General features: G+C 63.9%; 14 protein-coding genes. 8 read left to right on the top strand and 6 right to left on the bottom strand.

Going from position 1 to position 16,921, the window contains the following annotated elements; translation table 11 throughout:
* Window positions 1–338: 338 nt before the first annotated feature.
* From ACVOLS_RS07520 to ACVOLS_RS07495, 6 genes are all read left to right on the top strand, one after another.
* On the top strand, window positions 339–956 hold the full coding sequence (locus tag ACVOLS_RS07520; RefSeq protein ID WP_481545097.1) for a cation efflux transmembrane domain-containing protein: 618 nt from the start codon (window positions 339–341) through the stop codon (window positions 954–956).
* A gap of 224 nt (window positions 957–1,180) precedes the next feature.
* Window positions 1,181–1,417, top strand: coding sequence for a 50S ribosomal protein L28 (gene rpmB, locus ACVOLS_RS07515; protein ID WP_431595526.1), 237 nt, complete (start codon window positions 1,181–1,183; stop codon window positions 1,415–1,417).
* A gap of 10 nt (window positions 1,418–1,427) precedes the next feature.
* Window positions 1,428–1,595 carry a 50S ribosomal protein L33 gene (rpmG, locus tag ACVOLS_RS07510; protein ID WP_172675037.1) on the top strand — a complete coding sequence of 56 codons (168 nt, stop codon included), beginning with the start codon at window positions 1,428–1,430 and terminating at the stop codon, window positions 1,593–1,595.
* Between the two features lie 153 nt (window positions 1,596–1,748).
* Window positions 1,749–3,125 carry an FAD/NAD(P)-binding protein gene (locus ACVOLS_RS07505; RefSeq protein ID WP_481545096.1) on the top strand — a complete coding sequence of 459 codons (1,377 nt, stop codon included), beginning with the start codon at window positions 1,749–1,751 and terminating at the stop codon, window positions 3,123–3,125.
* A 157-nt stretch (window positions 3,126–3,282) separates the two neighbouring features.
* Window positions 3,283–5,478, top strand: coding sequence for a DNA helicase II (gene uvrD / locus ACVOLS_RS07500; protein ID WP_481545095.1), 2,196 nt, complete (start codon window positions 3,283–3,285; stop codon window positions 5,476–5,478).
* 224 nt (window positions 5,479–5,702) lie between these two features.
* Window positions 5,703–6,152, top strand: a complete 450-nt coding sequence (locus ACVOLS_RS07495) for a universal stress protein (RefSeq protein ID WP_282270134.1) — start codon at window positions 5,703–5,705, stop codon at window positions 6,150–6,152.
* A 220-nt stretch (window positions 6,153–6,372) separates the two neighbouring features.
* Here ACVOLS_RS07495 and ACVOLS_RS07490 read toward each other — a convergent pair whose 3' ends face one another.
* Window positions 6,373–6,654 (bottom strand): DUF2782 domain-containing protein, encoded by a 282-nt coding sequence (locus ACVOLS_RS07490; RefSeq protein WP_313174142.1) that lies wholly within the window; start codon window positions 6,652–6,654, stop codon window positions 6,373–6,375.
* Between the two features lie 78 nt (window positions 6,655–6,732).
* Here ACVOLS_RS07490 and polA point away from each other — a divergent pair, with 78 nt between their 5' ends.
* Together polA and ACVOLS_RS07480 are read left to right on the top strand one after the other, a co-directional pair.
* The gene (gene polA, locus ACVOLS_RS07485) at window positions 6,733–9,501 is read left to right on the top strand and encodes a DNA polymerase I (protein ID WP_481545094.1); all 2,769 of its coding nucleotides are present in this window, start codon (window positions 6,733–6,735) and stop codon (window positions 9,499–9,501) included.
* Between the two features lie 400 nt (window positions 9,502–9,901).
* Entirely contained in the window at window positions 9,902–10,384 is a 483-nt protein-coding gene (locus tag ACVOLS_RS07480; protein WP_481545093.1) for a DUF421 domain-containing protein, read from the top strand.
* 187 nt (window positions 10,385–10,571) lie between these two features.
* On the opposite strand, the gene hemF is transcribed toward ACVOLS_RS07480, so the two are convergent.
* The 5 genes from hemF to ACVOLS_RS07455 all read right to left on the bottom strand — a co-directional run bounded on the left by hemF (window position 10,572) and on the right by ACVOLS_RS07455 (window position 16,703).
* A complete protein-coding gene (gene hemF, locus ACVOLS_RS07475) occupies window positions 10,572–11,468 on the bottom strand; it encodes an oxygen-dependent coproporphyrinogen oxidase (protein WP_481545092.1) in 897 nt (298 codons plus the stop codon).
* A gap of 46 nt (window positions 11,469–11,514) precedes the next feature.
* Window positions 11,515–13,071 carry a hypothetical protein gene (locus tag ACVOLS_RS07470; protein ID WP_481545091.1) on the bottom strand — a complete coding sequence of 519 codons (1,557 nt, stop codon included), beginning with the start codon at window positions 13,069–13,071 and terminating at the stop codon, window positions 11,515–11,517.
* A gap of 16 nt (window positions 13,072–13,087) precedes the next feature.
* Entirely contained in the window at window positions 13,088–13,633 is a 546-nt protein-coding gene (locus ACVOLS_RS07465) for a hypothetical protein (protein ID WP_481545090.1), read from the bottom strand.
* 73 nt (window positions 13,634–13,706) lie between these two features.
* Window positions 13,707–14,138 carry an NUDIX hydrolase gene (locus ACVOLS_RS07460; protein WP_481545089.1) on the bottom strand — a complete coding sequence of 144 codons (432 nt, stop codon included), beginning with the start codon at window positions 14,136–14,138 and terminating at the stop codon, window positions 13,707–13,709.
* A gap of 198 nt (window positions 14,139–14,336) precedes the next feature.
* Complete coding sequence (locus ACVOLS_RS07455) at window positions 14,337–16,703, bottom strand: S9 family peptidase (RefSeq protein WP_481545088.1); 2,367 nt, start codon at window positions 16,701–16,703, stop codon at window positions 14,337–14,339.
* Window positions 16,704–16,921 lie beyond the last annotated feature (218 nt).

The following is a 16,921-nucleotide window of genomic DNA, read 5'->3' as shown; positions in this document are numbered from 1 at the left end:
GCTTTGGCTTGAAGCTCCTGCTTCGCTTAAAGCCCCTCTCCCGTTTACGGGAGAGGGGTTGGGGTGAGGGCAAGCTTTTCGTTGGTAAGGCCTCTGCCGAGCATGGCTCGGCACTACCGTTTCCGCCCCTCTCCCGTTCACGGGTTGAGAGGGGCAGCTCGCGAACCGCAGGTTCGTTGCCCATCGAACGCCCTTGCGCCAGCGCAAGGGCTGGGGCGCGGAGCGGGGGTTGGGGTGAGGGCAGCTTTTCGCTGGTAAAGCCCCTGCCGAGCATGGCTCGGCACTACCCCGGCCATTTCAGCGCGATAATCCAGCAGATCCATCCCCCCGGAACCCAAATGAGCGACTGCTGCGGCTGCGGCAGAACCCTGGAAGTCGAACGCATGCAGGCGCAACAGCGCCGCGTGCTGTACCAGGTGCTGGCGATCAACCTGATCACCTTCGTGATGATGATGCTCGCCGCCTGGCATAGCGGCTCGGCCTCATTGCTGTCCGGCAGCCTGGACAACCTCGGCGATGCACTCACTTACGCACTCAGCCTTGCCGTAGTCGGCGCCAGCCTCGCCGCCAAGGCGCGCGTGGCCATGCTCAAGGCGGTGTTCATCCTGTGCGCGGCAATCGCGGTCGCCGCCGGCATCGTCTGGAAGCTGGCCCATCCACATCTGCCCCTGTTCGAAAGCATGGGCATTGCCGCCCTGCTCAATCTCACCGCGAATCTGTTCTGCCTGCGCCTGCTGTGGCCATACCGGCAAGGTGACATCAACCTGGCCTCGGCCTGGGCCTGCTCATTGAATGACGTCTACGAGGGCGGCGCGGTAATCCTGGCCGCGTTGGCGGTCTGGGCCTTCGGCGCCGGCTGGCCGGATCTGCTGATCGCAGTGGCCTTGCTGGTGCTGTTCCTGCGCTCGGCAGGGAAGGTGGCGCGGGCAGCATGGCGGGAACTGCGTTCAGCCTGAATGGGCGAAAGGCCACCCGCATCGGCTTGGATTTGCAAGCAAGGTCGGGTCTGGGCATAATACGCGGCTCGCTGTGTCCGGAATTCTCCGGATCGGTGGCCGGGAACACGTCATCTGGTCATCCTCGTCAGCGTAACCCTTTGATTCCCATGACGCGTGGCGGGTAACCGCCGGGGCCGCCGTCTTCCTGGCTAAGGAAGTCATCAACATTACCGAGGTGCGCAATGTCCCGCGTATGCCAAGTTTCCGGCAAGGGAGTGCAGACGGGTAACAACGTCTCGCACGCCAACAACAAGACCCGTCGTCGTTTCCTGCCGAACCTGCACGAGCGCCGTTTCTGGGTTGCCAGCGAGAACCGCTGGATCAAGCTTCGTGTTTCCGCGCATGCACTGCGCACCATCGACAAGAACGGTATCGATTCCGTTCTGGCTGAGCTGCGTGCGCGCGGCGAAAAGGTCTGAGGAGTAAACGATCATGGCAGGCAAGCGCGATAAGGTCCGTATGATTTCCTCGGCCGGTACTGGCCACTTCTATACGACCGACAAGAACAAGAAGAACACCCCGGGGAAGATGGAATTCCTCAAGTACGATCCGGTTGTTCGCAAGCACGTGATGTACAAGGAAGGCAAGATCAAGTAATCCTCCAGGATTGTTTGAGCTGCTGTTCCAAGCAGAACCCGCCGAAAGGCGGGTTTTGTGTTTCAAGTCTGTGAAAAAGTTCCCGCCCTGCCAGCATGAATACATGCCCGTGCAGCATCAGTCGGGGGTACTGCATCGCCTACAATCGGGCAGATGAGTGTTATCGATACCCCTGCATTGTGTGATCTGGCCATCATTGGCGGTGGCGCCGCCGGCGTACTTGCCGCCATCGGTGTACTGCGTGGCGCAAGCCAGCCGCTGCGCCTGCTGGTGATCGAGCCGAACCTGCCGCTGGCCCGTGGCGTGGCCTATGCCACCACCCGCGAGGAGCACGTACTGAACGTGCCGACCGCCAAGATGAGTGGCTTTCCTGAACAACCCGAGGATTTCCTCGACTACCTGTGTGAAGTGCAGGCCTTTCCGGCGCTTTCGCGGGAACAGCTGGCCGGGCAGTTTGTGTCGCGCCGTCACTACGCCGACTACCTGCGCCAACGTCTGCAACAGGCAGTGGACGCCAGTCCTGCGCAATTGGAGATTCTGGCTGCGCGGGTACAGGCACTGCAGCCCAATGACGATGGCGTGTTGCTGACGCTGGATTCGGGCCGGCCGCTGCAGGCTGGGCGTGTGATCGTGGCGGTGGGCAATGCGCTGCGGCCGTTGCCGGCGCGCGGCGCCAGCAGTCTGGCCGACGGCAAGCGCGTAGAGGCCTGGGATTACGCAGCACTCGACAGCATTGCCGACAACGCCGACGTGGCGATCATTGGTTCCGGCCTGAGCATGGCTGATAGCGTGGCGACGCTGCAGGCCAGTGGTCATCGTGGCCGTATCCATGTGATGTCGCGGCATGCGTTGCTGCCGCTGCCGCATGCCAAGGGTGCGGCGGCCGACTACGACCCCGAACCCTTGCTGGCGATGAATCTGCGCCAGCGCATGCATGCGCTGCGATGTCACGCGGCCGAAGCAGCGACGCGTGATATTCCGTGGCAGAGCGTGATGGAGCGCATCCGTCCGCTGGGCCAGCGGCTATGGCAAACCTTGTCGTTCGATGACCAGCGCCGTTTTCTGCGCCACGTGGTGCGTTACTGGGACGTGCACCGCCACCGTATCGCTGCACCGCTGCATGCGCAGCTGCTGGAGCTGCAGCAAGCCGGTCGCCTGCAGCTGCACCGCGGTCGCCTGGAAACCGCCGTTGCCGAAGGTGCCTGCGTGCGCCTGAGCGCACAGGATCGTTGGCGTCAGCCGCTGCAGCTGGAAGTGCAATGCGTGGTCAATGCCACCGGCGTGGAGATGCGTGCACAGGCGATGCGCAATCCGCTGCTGCAGCAGTTGCTTGGCAGTGGCGTGGGCCGTGCCGGCCCGCATGGGATTGGTCTGGATACAGCGCCGGACGGCAGCTTGATTGATGCTGATGGCGTGGTTGAGCCGCGCGTACAGGTGCTGGGCAGTCTGCGCATCGGCAGCCTGTGGGAAAGCCTGGCGATTCCTGAGCTGCGGGGGCAGGCGGCAGCGGCGGCGGAACAAGCCCTGTAGGCGGGCTTGCGGTAGTGCCGAGCCATGCTCGGCAGAGGCCTAGCCGGTAAAGCGCCTGCCGAGCATGGCTCGGCACTACAGGGCCTTCCCGGCAGCCCCTGCAGGGCGGGGTTCAGTGTTGCAGGAAGCCTTGCTCCGCTTCCCGTAAAATGGCGGCATGGATGTCTCCCACTTGCTCGACGGGCTGAACGCAGCCCAGCGCGAGGCCGTTTCCGCGCCTCTTGGTCACCACCTGATTCTTGCCGGCGCCGGTTCCGGCAAGACGCGCGTGCTTATCCATCGCATCGCCTGGCTCACCGAAGTCTGTGGCGTGCCTGCGCACGGCATTTTCGCGGTCACCTTCACCAACAAGGCGGCCGGCGAAATGCGCCACCGCATCGACCTGCAGCTGAGCAAGGGCAGCCGCGGCATGTGGATCGGTACCTTCCACGGCCTGGCCCATCGCCTGCTGCGCCTGCACTGGGCCGATGCCAAGCTGCCCGAAGCCTTCCAGGTGATGGATTCGGACGATCAGCTGCGCATGATCAAGCGCGTGGTGCAGCAGCTTGAGTTGGATGACAGCAAGTACCCGCCCAAGCAGGTGATGTGGTGGATCAACACGCAGAAGGATGAAGGCCGCCGCCCACAGCACATCCAGCCCGAACCGCATGACCAGTGGGGCGAAACCCTGCGCCAGGCCTATGCGGCCTACCAGGAGCGCTGTGACCGTGCCGGTCTGGTCGACTTCGCCGAGCTGCTGTTGCGTGCGCATGAGCTACTGCGCGACAACCCGGCGCTGCTGGCGCATTACCGCGCCCGCTTCCGCGAGATCCTGGTCGACGAGTTCCAGGACACCAACGCCATCCAGTATGCCTTCGTGCGCGTGCTGGCCGGCGACAGCGCGCATGTGTTCGTGGTCGGTGACGATGACCAGGCCATCTATGGCTGGCGCGGTGCCAAGGTCGAGAACGTGCAGCGCTTCCTCAAGGATTTCCCGGGCGCGCAGACCATTCGCCTGGAGCAGAACTACCGTTCCACCGCCAATATCCTTGGCGCTGCCAATGCGGTGATCGCGCACAACCCGGACCGCATCGGCAAGGAGTTGTGGACCGATAGCGGCGACGGTGATCCGATCGACCTGTTCGCCGCCTACAACGAAATGGACGAGGCGCGTTACCTGGTCGAGCGTGCGCGGCAGTGGGTGCGCGATGGTGGCAGCTATGGCGATGTCGCTGTGCTCTATCGCAGCAACGCCCAGTCGCGTGCCTTCGAAGAAGCCCTGCTCAGTGAGCAGGTGCCGTACCGCGTATATGGAGGCATGCGCTTCTTCGAGCGTGCCGAAATCAAGGACGCGCTGGCTTACCTGCGCTTGATGACCAATCGCAACGACGATGCGGCGTTCGAGCGCGCGGTGAACACGCCGACGCGCGGTATCGGCGAGCGCACCCTGGACGAAGTGCGGCGTATTGCGCGGCAGCAGGCTATCCCGTTGTGGGAGGCCTCGATGTTGGCCACACAAGGCACTGACCTGACCTCGCGCGCGAAGAATGCGCTGACCGGTTTCATCAATCTGGTGAGCCAACTGACCGGCGAAACTGGCGAGATGGACCTGTCCGAGCGCATCGACCATGTACTGTCGCGTTCGGCATTGCGTGAGCACTGGGGCAAGGAAAGCCGCAACGCGCTGGATTCGGAATCGCGAACCGACAACCTCGACGAACTGATCTCGGTGGCCTCGCGCTTCGTGCGTCGCGAAGACGATATCGAAGAAGGCGCCGAGGATATGAGTGAGCTGGTCGCCTTCCTGTCCTATGCCTCGCTGGAGGCCGGCGAAGGCCAGGCACAGGCGGGCGAAGAGGGGGTGCAGCTGATGACGTTGCACTCGGCCAAGGGCCTGGAGTTCCCGCTGGTGTTCCTCGCTGGCATGGAAGAAGGCCTGTTCCCGAGCGCACGCTCGCTGGAAGAAAGCGGGCGTCTGGAAGAGGAGCGCCGTCTGGCTTATGTCGGCATCACCCGCGCGCGACAGAAGCTGGTGCTGGGCTATGCTGAATCACGCCGCATCCACGGTCAGGACAACTACAGCCTGCCGTCACGTTTCCTGCGCGAGATCCCGCGCGAGCTGCTCAACGAAGTGCGCCCCAAGGTGCAGGTCTCGCGCCCGGCCTCGCTTGGTGCAAGCCGGTCGATGGGTGGCCACGCCAACATCGAAAAGCCGCCGATCAAGCTAGGTGCGTTGGTCAATCATCCGAAGTTCGGCGAAGGCATGGTCACCGACTACGAAGGCAACGGTCAGCACGCACGCGTGCAGGTCGAGTTCGCCGACGCTGGCAGTAAGTGGCTGGTGATGGCGTATGCGAATCTGACGGTGATTTGATTGGTTGATGGGTGCCAAGGGTTTGCCGGTGCCCGTTGTCTGTGTGGAGAGCTGCCGAGCATGGCTCGGCACTACAGGTAGGCTGCTTGTGCTGGCCGTTGGGCGGACCACACTGGGAGGTATGGGTCAGCGCCTGATCGGCCCGGTTTGATCTTGCGCAAGGCATGGGGGCAACATCGGGTGTGCAATGGTGTCACCACCCCTTTCCTGCAAGGAGAACTGCCATGTACAAGCGCATCCTGATCGCCACCGACGGTTCCGAGCTTTCCGCCAAGGGCCTGGCCAAGGGTCTGGAGTTGGCCGCGCAGCTGGGCGCGCATGCCGACATCGTCACGGTTTCCGAGCCGTGGGCGGTGGGCATGTACGACGCCATGGGCTGGAGTGCCGGCTACGAGGCCAGCCCGGAGTACAAGAAGGACCGCGAGGAAGCCGCGCAGAAGATCCTGCAGCCGGCGCTGGCAGCCGCTCACGCGGCCGATGTGGCCGACGTGCAGACCCACCACGTGCTGGACCGCTACGCCGCCGACGGCATCATCGACACCGCCAAGGCCTGCAACAGCGACCTGGTGGTGATGACCTCGCACGGCCGCCGTGGCGTCACCCGGGTACTGCTGGGCAGCCAGACCTCCGAAGTGCTGGCGCGCAGCACGGTCCCGGTGCTGGTGATCCGCTGAGGGCTTTGCGCCCCCTCCCTTTCGCGCAGCGAAGGGGAGGGCTGGGGAGGGGTGCTTCTCGCCGTGGCCCCAAAGAAACCAGAACCCAGAATCAACAAAGCCCTCGAATCGAGGGCTTTGTCTTATCGGGTGAACGGGCGTGTTGGCCTTCAGGCTTGGTCGCCAAAAGCACCCCTCCCCAACCCTCCCCTGCGCTTCGCGCAAGGGAGGGGGTAGAAGATCACCAGCTATACAGCTTCCAATACACCGGCTTGGTGCCGTCCTTGTCGCTGTCCATGCGGCCGTCGCCATCGCGGTCGTACATGTAGAACGGGGCGCCACGGGCCGGGGTCACCTTGACCATGCGCAGGGTGCCGCCGACGCGGTATTCCTCGATGGTGTCGCCGTTGTCCATCGCCTTGCGCGTGACATCCGCGCCTTTGACATCTACCGGTGGCGAGCCAGCGCCGAGGGTGGCGCAGCCGGCCAGGGCCAGCAGGGGGATCAACAGCAAGGATTTCATGGAGTCACTTCCTTCGGTGGGAATGGGCCGATTATGCCTGTCCACATGCGGCAACGGTCCGCCGCGTAGAATCAGCGCATGAGCAGATTAGTCCTTATAGACGGTTCCAGTTACCTGTACCGCGCGTTCCACGCGCTCCCGCCACTGACCAACGCCAATGGCGAGCCGACCGGCGCGCTGTTTGGCGTGGTCAACATGCTGCGTTCCACGCTGAAAGAGAAGCCCGAGTACGTCGCCTTCGTGGTCGATGCGCCGGGCAAGACCTTCCGCGACGACATGTATGCCGAGTACAAGGCCAACCGTCCGCCGATGCCCGACGACCTGCGCTCGCAGGTGCAGCCGATGTGCGACATCGTGCAGGCGCTGGGCATCGACATCCTGCGCGTTGACGGCGTGGAAGCCGATGACGTGATCGGTACGCTGGCGCTGGCCGCCGCTGCGGATGGACTGGAGGTCACCATCTCCACCGGCGACAAGGATTTTGCCCAGCTGGTGCGTCCGGGCGTGGCGCTGGTCAATACCATGACCGGCAGTCGCACCGATTCGGACGCGGCAGTGATGGAAAAATTCGGCGTGCATGCCGAGCAGATCGTCGACTACCTCGCCTTGATGGGCGACACCGTCGACAACGTGCCGGGCGTGGAGAAGTGCGGCCCCAAGACCGCCGCCAAGTGGCTGGCCGAGTACAACGATCTCGATGGTGTGATCGCCGCCGCCCCGAGCATGAAGGGCAAGATCGGCGAGAACCTGCGCGCTGCGCTGCCGCGCCTGCCCTTGAACCGCGATCTGGTCACCATCCGCACCGATGTGCCGCTGGAACAGGGGCCGCGCGACCTGCAGCTGCGCGAGCAGGACGTGGAGTCACTGCGCGGCCTGTACGCGCGCTACGGCTTCACCCAGGCGTTGCGTGAGCTGGGCGAGGTTGCCGCGCCGGACGTCGCTGCCGACAGCAAGCCCAGCCTGCGCGGCACTGCCGCCGGTTACGCCAAGGCAGCAGATAGTGAGCCGGTTGTTGGCCTTGATCCTGCGATGGCGGAAAAGGGTGAATACGAAACGGTATTCACCACCGAACAATTGCAGGCTTGGGTGGAACGTCTGCAGGCTGCCGACGAATTCGCCTTCGATACCGAAACCGACGCGCTGGACGCGATGCGTGCCAACCTGGTCGGCATCAGCCTGGCGGTAGAGGTCGGCAAGGGTGCGTATATCCCGGTCGGCCATATCTATCCGGGTGCGCCGGCGCAGCTGCCGATGCAGCAGGTGCTGGATGCGCTCAAGCCGCTGCTGGAAGACGCTGGCAAGAAGAAGCTCGGCCAGCACGGCAAGTACGACATCCATGTGCTGCGCCGCCACGGCATCGAGGTGCAGGGCTACGCCGACGACACCATGCTGGAAAGCTTCGTGCTCAATTCCACGGCGACCCGCCACGACATGGACTCGCTGGCGCAGCGTTATCTTGGCTATACCACCACCAAGTTCGAGGAGGTGGCGGGCAAGGGTGCAAAGCAGATTTCATTCGCCCAGGTCGGCATCGACGAGGCCGGCGCCTACGCCGCCGAGGACGCTGACATCACCTTGCGCCTGCACCGCGTGCTTGGCCCGCAGCTGGCGGCGGTGCCGTCGTTGGAAAGCGTGTATCGCGATATCGAAATGCCGCTGGTGCCGGTGCTTGCGCGCATCGAAGCCAACGGCGTGCGCATCGATGCGGCCGAACTGAAGCGGCAGAGCAACGATCTGTCCGCACGCATGTTGGCCGCGCAGCAGAAGGCCACCGAACTGGCGGGCCACACATTCAACCTGGATTCGCCGAAACAGCTGCAGGCCGTGCTGTTCGACGAACTTGGACTGCCCGCGCTGGTGAAAACGCCCAAGGGCCAGCCCAGCACCAACGAAGAAGCGCTGGAGGCGATTGCCGAGCAGCACGAGTTGCCGCGCGTCATCCTCGAGTATCGCGGGCTGACCAAACTGCGCAGCACCTATACCGACAAGCTGCCGGAGATGGTCAACCCGGATACCGGGCGCGTGCACACCAGCTATCACCAGTCGGGTGCTGCGACCGGGCGTTTGTCGTCCTCCGACCCCAACCTGCAAAACATCCCGGTGCGCACCGAGGATGGCCGTCGCATCCGCCAGGCCTTTGTCGCACCGCCGGGACGCAAGCTGATGGCCTGCGATTACTCGCAGATCGAGCTGCGGATCATGGCGCACCTGTCGGAAGATCCGGGTCTGGTGCGTGCGTTCGAACAAGGTGCCGACGTGCACCGCGCCACCGCTGCCGAAGTATTCGGTCGCGCGCTGGACGACGTTACGCCGAACGAACGTCGCGCAGCCAAGGCGATCAACTTCGGCCTGATGTACGGCATGAGCGCGTTTGGCCTGGCCAAGAACCTGGGCATCGACCGTGGCCAGGCGCAGGATTATGTGGCGCTGTATTTCAGCCGCTATCCCGCGGTACGCGACTTCATGGAGCGCATGCGCGTGCAGGCACGTGAGCAGGGTTATGTGGAGACCCTGTTCGGTCGCCGCCTGTACTTGAACGACATCAACGCCCGCAACCAGGGCCTGCGTGCCGGCGCCGAGCGTGCCGCCATCAATGCACCGATGCAGGGCACCGCGGCGGACATCATCAAACGCGCGATGGTCAGCGTGGACGGTTGGCTGCAGGGGCACAGCGACAAGGCCAAGATGATCCTGCAGGTGCACGATGAACTGGTATTCGAGGCGGACATCGCATTCATCGACACCTTGCGTGCCGAAGTTGAGCAACGGATGGCAGCGGCCGCAAGCCTGCGTGTTCCGCTGGTGGTGGACACCGGAATAGGGGAAAACTGGGACGAAGCGCATTAGTTTTCCAGTTTCTTAACTGAAAAGTTTTAGTAAATGAAACAATGCGTCGCGTTACATCGCATTTAGAAAATGCCGGTGTTTTTTTCAGATGAATCTGTCCTTAATTATTTTGGAGGAGGGGCAGAATCTTCACGAACCATCAAGGTTGAGAGTGCTCATATAGTCCGCGACAGACGCAACGTCTGTCGCGGATCTCTCCCATCCCCTGGAGCAGATCTCGGAGCGGGGATTCCTCCCCAAATGCCCGCTCCCCGGCCCCGTCGACCCCCCCCTGGTCGGCGGGGCTTCTTTTTTGTATCACTTGAAACCATTTCGACGAGATCGCGCTCCTCCCGAGTTTCTCGCACCATCTTTATCCGCACTGGCCGAGGATGAGGTCATCAAGTGATGGAGGGGAGTCATGTCCGACCTGTTCGCACTGGCGATGCCGTGGTGGGAGTTCATCCTGCGCGCGGTGATTGTCTATGTCGTGGTGCTGGTGATGGTGCGGGTTGCGGGCAAGCGCACGTTGGGCCAGTTCACCCCGTTCGACATGTTGTTGCTGGTGTTGTTGGGCAATGCCGTGCAGAACGCATTGCTCGGGCCGGACACGTCGTTGGGCGGTGGCTTGCTGCTGGCGTTGACACTGATCAGCTTGAACTACTTCGTGGGCTGGATCACCACCCGTAGCCCGGCCGTGGAACGGATGATTGAAGGCGAGCCGGTGGTGCTCGCGCGGCATGGCCATGTGCTGCAAAAGGTGCTGCAGCGCGAGCTGGTAAGCAAGGCTGATTTCGCCAAGGCGATGCGCGATGCCGGTTGCGATGATGTGGATGAAGTCGACCTGGCACTGCTGGAAACCAACGGCCACATCACCATCATCCTCAAGAAGGACAAAATGTAGTGCCGAGCCATGCTCGGCATGAGGCGTTACCCGGAATCCAGGCTTGTAGGAGCGGCGTCAGCCGCGAAGCTCGTGATACATCCGATTGCAGGCATCGCTGCAATTTCATTGCTGTTGGCTTCGCGGCTGACGCCGCTCCCACAATTGTGAGGTTGTTGGTAAAGCCCCTGCCGAGCATGGCTCGGCACTACAGCCAATCGCGCGGGACCAGGTATTCGGCCAGACGCGCTTCGTCGCTGCCGGTGTCGGGGGTATAGCCGTATTCCCAGCGCACGCGCGGTGGCAGGCTCATCAGGATGCTCTCGCTGCGGCCGCCGCTTTGCAGGCCGAACAGGGTGCCGCGGTCGTAGACCAGATTGAACTCGACGTAGCGGCCGCGTCGGTACAGCTGGAACTCGCGCTCGCGCTCGCCATATGGCGTGTCCTTGCGGCGTTCGACGATGGGCAGGTAGGCATCGAGGAAGCCGTCGCCAACCGCCTGCAGGTAACTGAAGTCGGTTTCGAAGTCGCCGTGCAGGTCGTCGAAGAACAGGCCGCCTACGCCGCGCGTTTCATTGCGGTGCTTGAGGAAGAAATATTCATCGCACCAGCGCTTGTGCGCGGCGTAGCGGTCAGCGCCGTAGGGCGCGCACAGCTCACGGGCAACCGTGTGCCAATGCTGCACGTCTTCGTCGAACGGGTAGAACGGAGTCAGGTCGAAGCCGCCGCCGAACCAGGCTGCCACCGTCTTGCCATCCAGCTCGGCCTGGAAGTAGCGCACGTTGGCGTGGGTGGTCGGCAGGTAGGGGTTGCTGGGGTGGAACACCAGCGACACGCCACAGGCGCGCCAGGACGCTCCTGCGAGCTCCGGGCGGTTGGCGGAGGCCGAGGGTGGCAGACGCGTGCCGGCGACGTCGGAGAAGCCGATGCCGGCCTGCTCGAACACCGCGCCATCGCGCAGGATGCGGGTGCGGCCACCGCCGCCTTCGGCGCGCTGCCAGCGGTCTTCGTTGAAACGGGCCTGGCCGTCGGCCTGCTCGATGGCGGCGCAGATGCGGTCCTGCAGGCCGGTCAGATAGTCGCGTACGCGGTCGAATTCGTTCATGTGCGTACTGTAGCGCAGGCTGCTGCTGCGGCCTGCGCCTTAAAGCTTACTTGCGCAGCGATTTGCCCTTGCTTGGGATCGCCGGCGCGTCGGCGTCTTGTTCGCTGTCGAGGTCTTCGGCGGCACGCATCAACTGCGCGCCCAGGCCAAGCATTGCCCAGTTGCTGGTCTCGTAGACATCGCAGGCCACATGCGTGCCCTTGCCGTCGCGCTTGCAGATCGACAACAGCTTGCCCGGGATGTCTTCATCACCGGTGTTCTCGTAGACGCTGCGCAGATTCTCGCAGCCAACGCGGACGCCGGCCTGGCACAGCTTCTGGTAAGCCGGCGCGGCGGCCTGCCAGTCGCCGGCCAGCGCATGGCGGTGGCCAAGGGTATTGCAGCCCTGCAGCTTGCCGCTGTCGCAGCAGGCCTGCGGATCACTGCCCAGTGGGCAGTCCTGCGGCAGCGGCAGTTCGACGAATACCTTGGGCGTGCTGCACTGGTTGCTGCCGCCAGTGCGCTGGTAGACGGCATAGCGGTTCCAGCTGTCGATGCCGAGCAGGCCGCCGTTGCGCAGTGGCTTGAGCACGAAGTCGCCACCCTTGTCGTGGCGGATATGGATGGCGCCGTCCTGCAGGCGTGCGCGCAGCTCGCTGCCCATGCCCATCGTGACCAGGCCATCGTTGCCGAAACCGAGCTCGTCCATCAGCCCGGTGCTGGCCTTGTAGTCGCCGCAGGGCAGGCTGCTGGCGGGGCCAACATCAAGATCGGCAGCGCCCAGTGCAGCCAGGCCTTGAGCGCGCTTGCAGGTCATCTCGTCGGCACCAGCCTTGCAGGCCAGCTGCAGGGCGTCGCGCGCGGGCAGGTAGCGCCCGGCATCCCAGTGCGCATCGGCGACTTCGCTGCAGAAGCCTGCGTCCGGATGGCTGCGGCACAGTTGCAGCAGTTCATTCAAACGCGGCTCGGGCAGGACCGCGGTGTTGCTGCTCAAGGCGCCGGCCAGCGCCTTGGCCATGGCGATGCCGAGGACTTCCTTGGCCGCGGCCAGGCATGCCGCTTCGTTGTACTGCGGGGTGCCTTCCTTGCAGACCTCAGGCTCTTCCAGATCCGGGTCCGGCGTTGTTGCCTGTTGTGCAGCCTGGGCTTCATCACGGTAGCTGGACAGCAGGCGTTCGCAGGCGAAGGGCAGGTCTTCCTGGCACCACTGGCGCAGCTGCTGCGGCGTTGCCGAGCTGGCGTTCTCGATGCAGCCGTCGATATCGGCACGACAGCTGTTCGCCGCCGGCGTGGGCGCGGTCTTGCAGCTGCTGCTTGAATCAAGCACGTAGTCGCCGAGGCTGCCGGTGATGCGCTTGCCGTCGCGGCTGAGGCTGTATTCGGTGCTGAAGCCATTGGATACGTCGGCGGCGTGCAGGGTGTTGCCCTGCTGGCGGATCACGTACTGGGTGGGAGCCAAGCCTTCATAGCGCATCGACGCCTGGCTGTTGCTTTCAATCACGAAGCGGGCCGAGCCCTCTTCTGCGGTATAGCTGCCACAGCTCAGGGTGGCGGCAGTGGCCGGCAGCGCGCTCAGCGCGAGCAGGCCGCCGGCGAGGGCGGAGAGGTAACGTGGGAGGGACATGCAAACTCCAGGGGAATCAACGAAACAGGGCGCGAACATCAGGGTGACGCAGCTTGATCACCAGCCACGCATGCAGCCCCGCCAGTGCCAAGGCGGCAATGCCGCCGGTGATCAGCGAAGTCCACAGGCCAACGCGCAGTTGCACGCGCATTTCCAGGCCTTGTGGCGAATTGAGGAAGTCGGCAGGCACCATTGCCTGCATGGCGTCAAACATGCCGTGTATAAGTGGGATGGAGGCGAAGTTGGCCAAGGCCACCAAGACCAGAAAGACGATGAAGCCGATCCGGCCCCATTCGCGGTGCTTGAGCAAGGCCCACGACACTGCCAGAAATGCGATCGACAGCAGCAGGCCGAGCACGCTCAGCGAGAGTGCGTGCTCACCGAGCCAGCGCATGCCTGGCGTTATCGGCAGGCCTTCGTTCTGCATGACGCCAAGGATGTCCAGGCGACCCATCAGGGCCACTGCCAGCAGTTGCAGCAGGCTCCAGACAATGGCCAACGCAGCCATTACCAGCGAGAGTTTGGCGGTGACGGCGATGAAAGAGGCTGCTGCGGAGGGCATGGCCTGAGTAGGCGGGAGCTGGGGTGGATTCACGATGGCTCGCTACAGGTGTGTAGATGGAACAATGCTGGGATCAGCCAGCTTTCGCAGCGGGGAAGAGCGCGGCATACGCTGCAGGCAATACATGCAGCGCACTCAGTGGTGCCAGCTTTACGCCGTGCGGTGGCTGTAGCGGAATCCAGCTCAGCTCGGCGATTTCAGCCTGAACCTGTGGTGTGCCGGTGATGCTTACCAGGAAGGACTCGCTCTGCACACGGCGGCCGGGTTCGTTGACCGCGATATCTTCGAAGCTGCCAAGTGCTACTGCTTTACGGCTGTCGATCTGCACGCTTAGTTCTTCGTGCAGTTCGCGTGCCAGGGTCTGCAGTGCATCCTCGCCGGGTTCGCGCTTGCCGCCGGGCTGGATGAAGGTATCCGAGCCATGTTTGCGCACGACCAGCACGCGTTGCTGCGGATCGAGGATGACGGCGGTGACGATGCGGATGGGGTCTTCGGTGATGGGCATGTGCTTCCAGCGGGTAGGGCTCCGTGGAGGGAATGGTACTGGAGGCTTGGCTGATGGTGGGGTGCTGCGTAGGCAGGAGCGGGATCAAGATCAAGATCAAGAGCACCCCTCCCCAGCCCTCCCCTGCGCGTTGCGCAAGGGCGGGGGCAAGCCTCACCCACAAACAACAAGGGCGCCTCGCGGCGCCCTTGTTGATGCTTACTTCAGTTCCTGTTCGAACAACTTGAGGATGCGCTTGTACTGGTCCAGCCAGGAATCGGCACGCGTATAGCTGTGACGCTCCAGCGGGTAGGGCGCGATCGACCAGTTGTCCTTGTGCAGCTCGATCAACTTCTGGGTCATGTTGACCGAGTCCTGGAAGAACACGTTGTCATCCATCATGCCGTGCGCGATCAGCAGGTTGTCCTGCAGGCCTTCGGCATATTCGATCGGCGAGGAGATGCGGTAAGCCTCCGGGTCGATGTCCGGGGTGTTGAGGATGTTGGCGGTATAGGCGTGGTTGTACTGGTGCCAATCACCAACCGGGCGCAACGCCGCACCAGCCTTGAACGTACCCGGCGAGCGGAACAGCGCCATATAGGTCATGAAGCCGCCGTAGGAGCCGCCGTAGATGCCGGCATGGGCGCGGTCACCCTGCTTGGTTTCCACCAGCCAATCCAAGCCGTCCAGATAGTCATTCAACTCCGGATGGCCCATGTTGCGGTAGATGGCGGTGCGCCAATTGCGGCCATAGCCTTCGCTGCCGCGGTAGTCCATGTCCAGCACGATGTAACCCTTCTGCACCAGCAGGTTGTGGAACATCTGCTCGCGGAAGTAGGTGGGATAACGCGCATGCACGTTCTGCAGGTAGCCGGCACCGTGCACGAACATGGCGATCGGGTATTGCTTGCCCGGTTCAAGCTTTTCCGGGCCGTAGTACTTGGCCCAGACATGGCCGGCGCCGTGCTTGGATGGCACCTGCACCATCTGTGGCTGCACCCACTCGCGGGCCTTGAACTCGGCGCTGCGGGTGTCGGTCAGCTTGCGTGCTTCGCCACCGCTGACCGGCAGCACCGCGACCTGGGCCGGCAGGTAGGCCGCGGAGTAGCGCACCAGCAGCTGCTGGCCATCCGGCGACAGGCTGAAATCTTCCACGCCATCCAGCGCGGTCACTTCCCGTACGGCACCGCCGTTGGCGTTGACGTTGCAGACTTCGTAATCGCCCGGCCACTTCTGGTTGCAGACGAAGTAGAAACTGTTGCCGTCGGCGCTGACCACCGGCGCCGAGGTTTCCCAATTGCCGGACGTGATCGCCTTGGGCTTGCTGCTGCCGGTCTGCGTATACAGGTGCGAGTAGCCGGATTCCTCGGACAGCAGCCACAGGGTGCGGCCGTCCGGCATCCAGCCGTAATCATTGAAACCCCAGTTGATCCAGCCGCCGTCGGTCAGGCGGTGACGGCTTTCCAGGCGTGGGCTGGTGGCACTGGTGGTGGCGATCCAGCGGTCCTTGTTGTCGTTGGCGCGCAGCATCAGTGCAGCCTGGCTGCCGTCGGTATTCCAGCGGATGCCGCCGCCCATGAAGTCGCTCATCAGTTCCAGCGGACGATTGCCCTTCAGCGCGTCCTTGCCCGCCTTGCGGCGCAGCTCGGCCAGCGGATCGGTAGCGATGCCGGGCAGGTTGTCCAGCGACAGCGGCTCGACCTTGCCGGTGGCGGCATCGGCCAACCAGAACGCGTGCGGTTCGGGATTGTTGCGGCCAACGCGGGTGCGGGTGTCTTCAGCTTCCTCGTAACCGGACTCGGTCACGTACAGCGGCATCTTGCCGCCGCGGCCTTCGTCGTAGCCTTTGGGCTTGGTCACTACGATCAGGTGGCGGGCATCGGGTGACAGCGAGCTGTCGACGATCTCGACATCGGCGCCGAGGAAAATCGGTGCCGGTGCGCGGGTCGGGTCAGCCTGGCGCCAACGCTCGCCCTGCTCGCGCAGTTCCTCGCGCTGGGCGCGATCAGTACGCAGCGTGGACAGGGTGCGCATCTGCTGGTCGCGCAGCACGTCGGCCTTGGGCGCGTCGGCCGGGTTCTTGTCGGCCTTCAGCTGGGCGACCTGGCTGGTGATGTTGTTGCGCGGATTCCAGTGGAACCAGTTGTTGCCCACTTCCCAGATCACGCCGCCATCGCTGGCGAAATTGACGCCGCTGGCGCGCTCGTTGCTGCGGGTCAGCTGGGTCAACGCACCGCTGCGCAGGTCGCGCACGAACACGTCGCCATTGCGGACGAAGGCCATGCGCTGGCGGCTGCTGTCATAGACGCGGTCGGCGGCATCGAGGGTGCCGCGCTGGTCATCGGCGACCTGCTGGGCGACGCCGCCGGCCAGCGGCAGACGGAAGCTGTCGCGCACCGCGCTGCCCTGGCGCTTGAGCGTGTATTCGACCTGCTGGCCGTTCCACGACCACCAGGCCGATTCCACCGGCGGCCCGATCCAGTCCGGGTTGGCCATTGCCTGCTCGATGGTGATCGGCGTGGGCGCGGCATGGGCGTTGCCGAAAGCGGTCAACAACAGCAGGGACAGGGGCAGCAGCTTGGGCATCATTCGGCACCGGTGAAAGAGAACCGGGCAAGGGTAGCAGCCGCCAACTGCGCGGGGCTGGGCCACAGGTCATGGAGGCAGGGTTCGGCGGCTGAGCTGCCGGAATCGGCAATGTTTTGGCCCCGTGCGTGATTCAAGGGTAGTGGGGGGGCCCGGGGGGGCGCGGGGGGTGGGGGGGCACGGCCGCGCGCCCCCGGAGCGCGACAGACAGCCGCGCC

This window comes from Stenotrophomonas sp. STEN038 (assembly GCF_056759895.1).
Note: the sequence above shows the minus strand (reverse complement) of the source record. Positions and strands in the feature narration are given on the sequence as shown.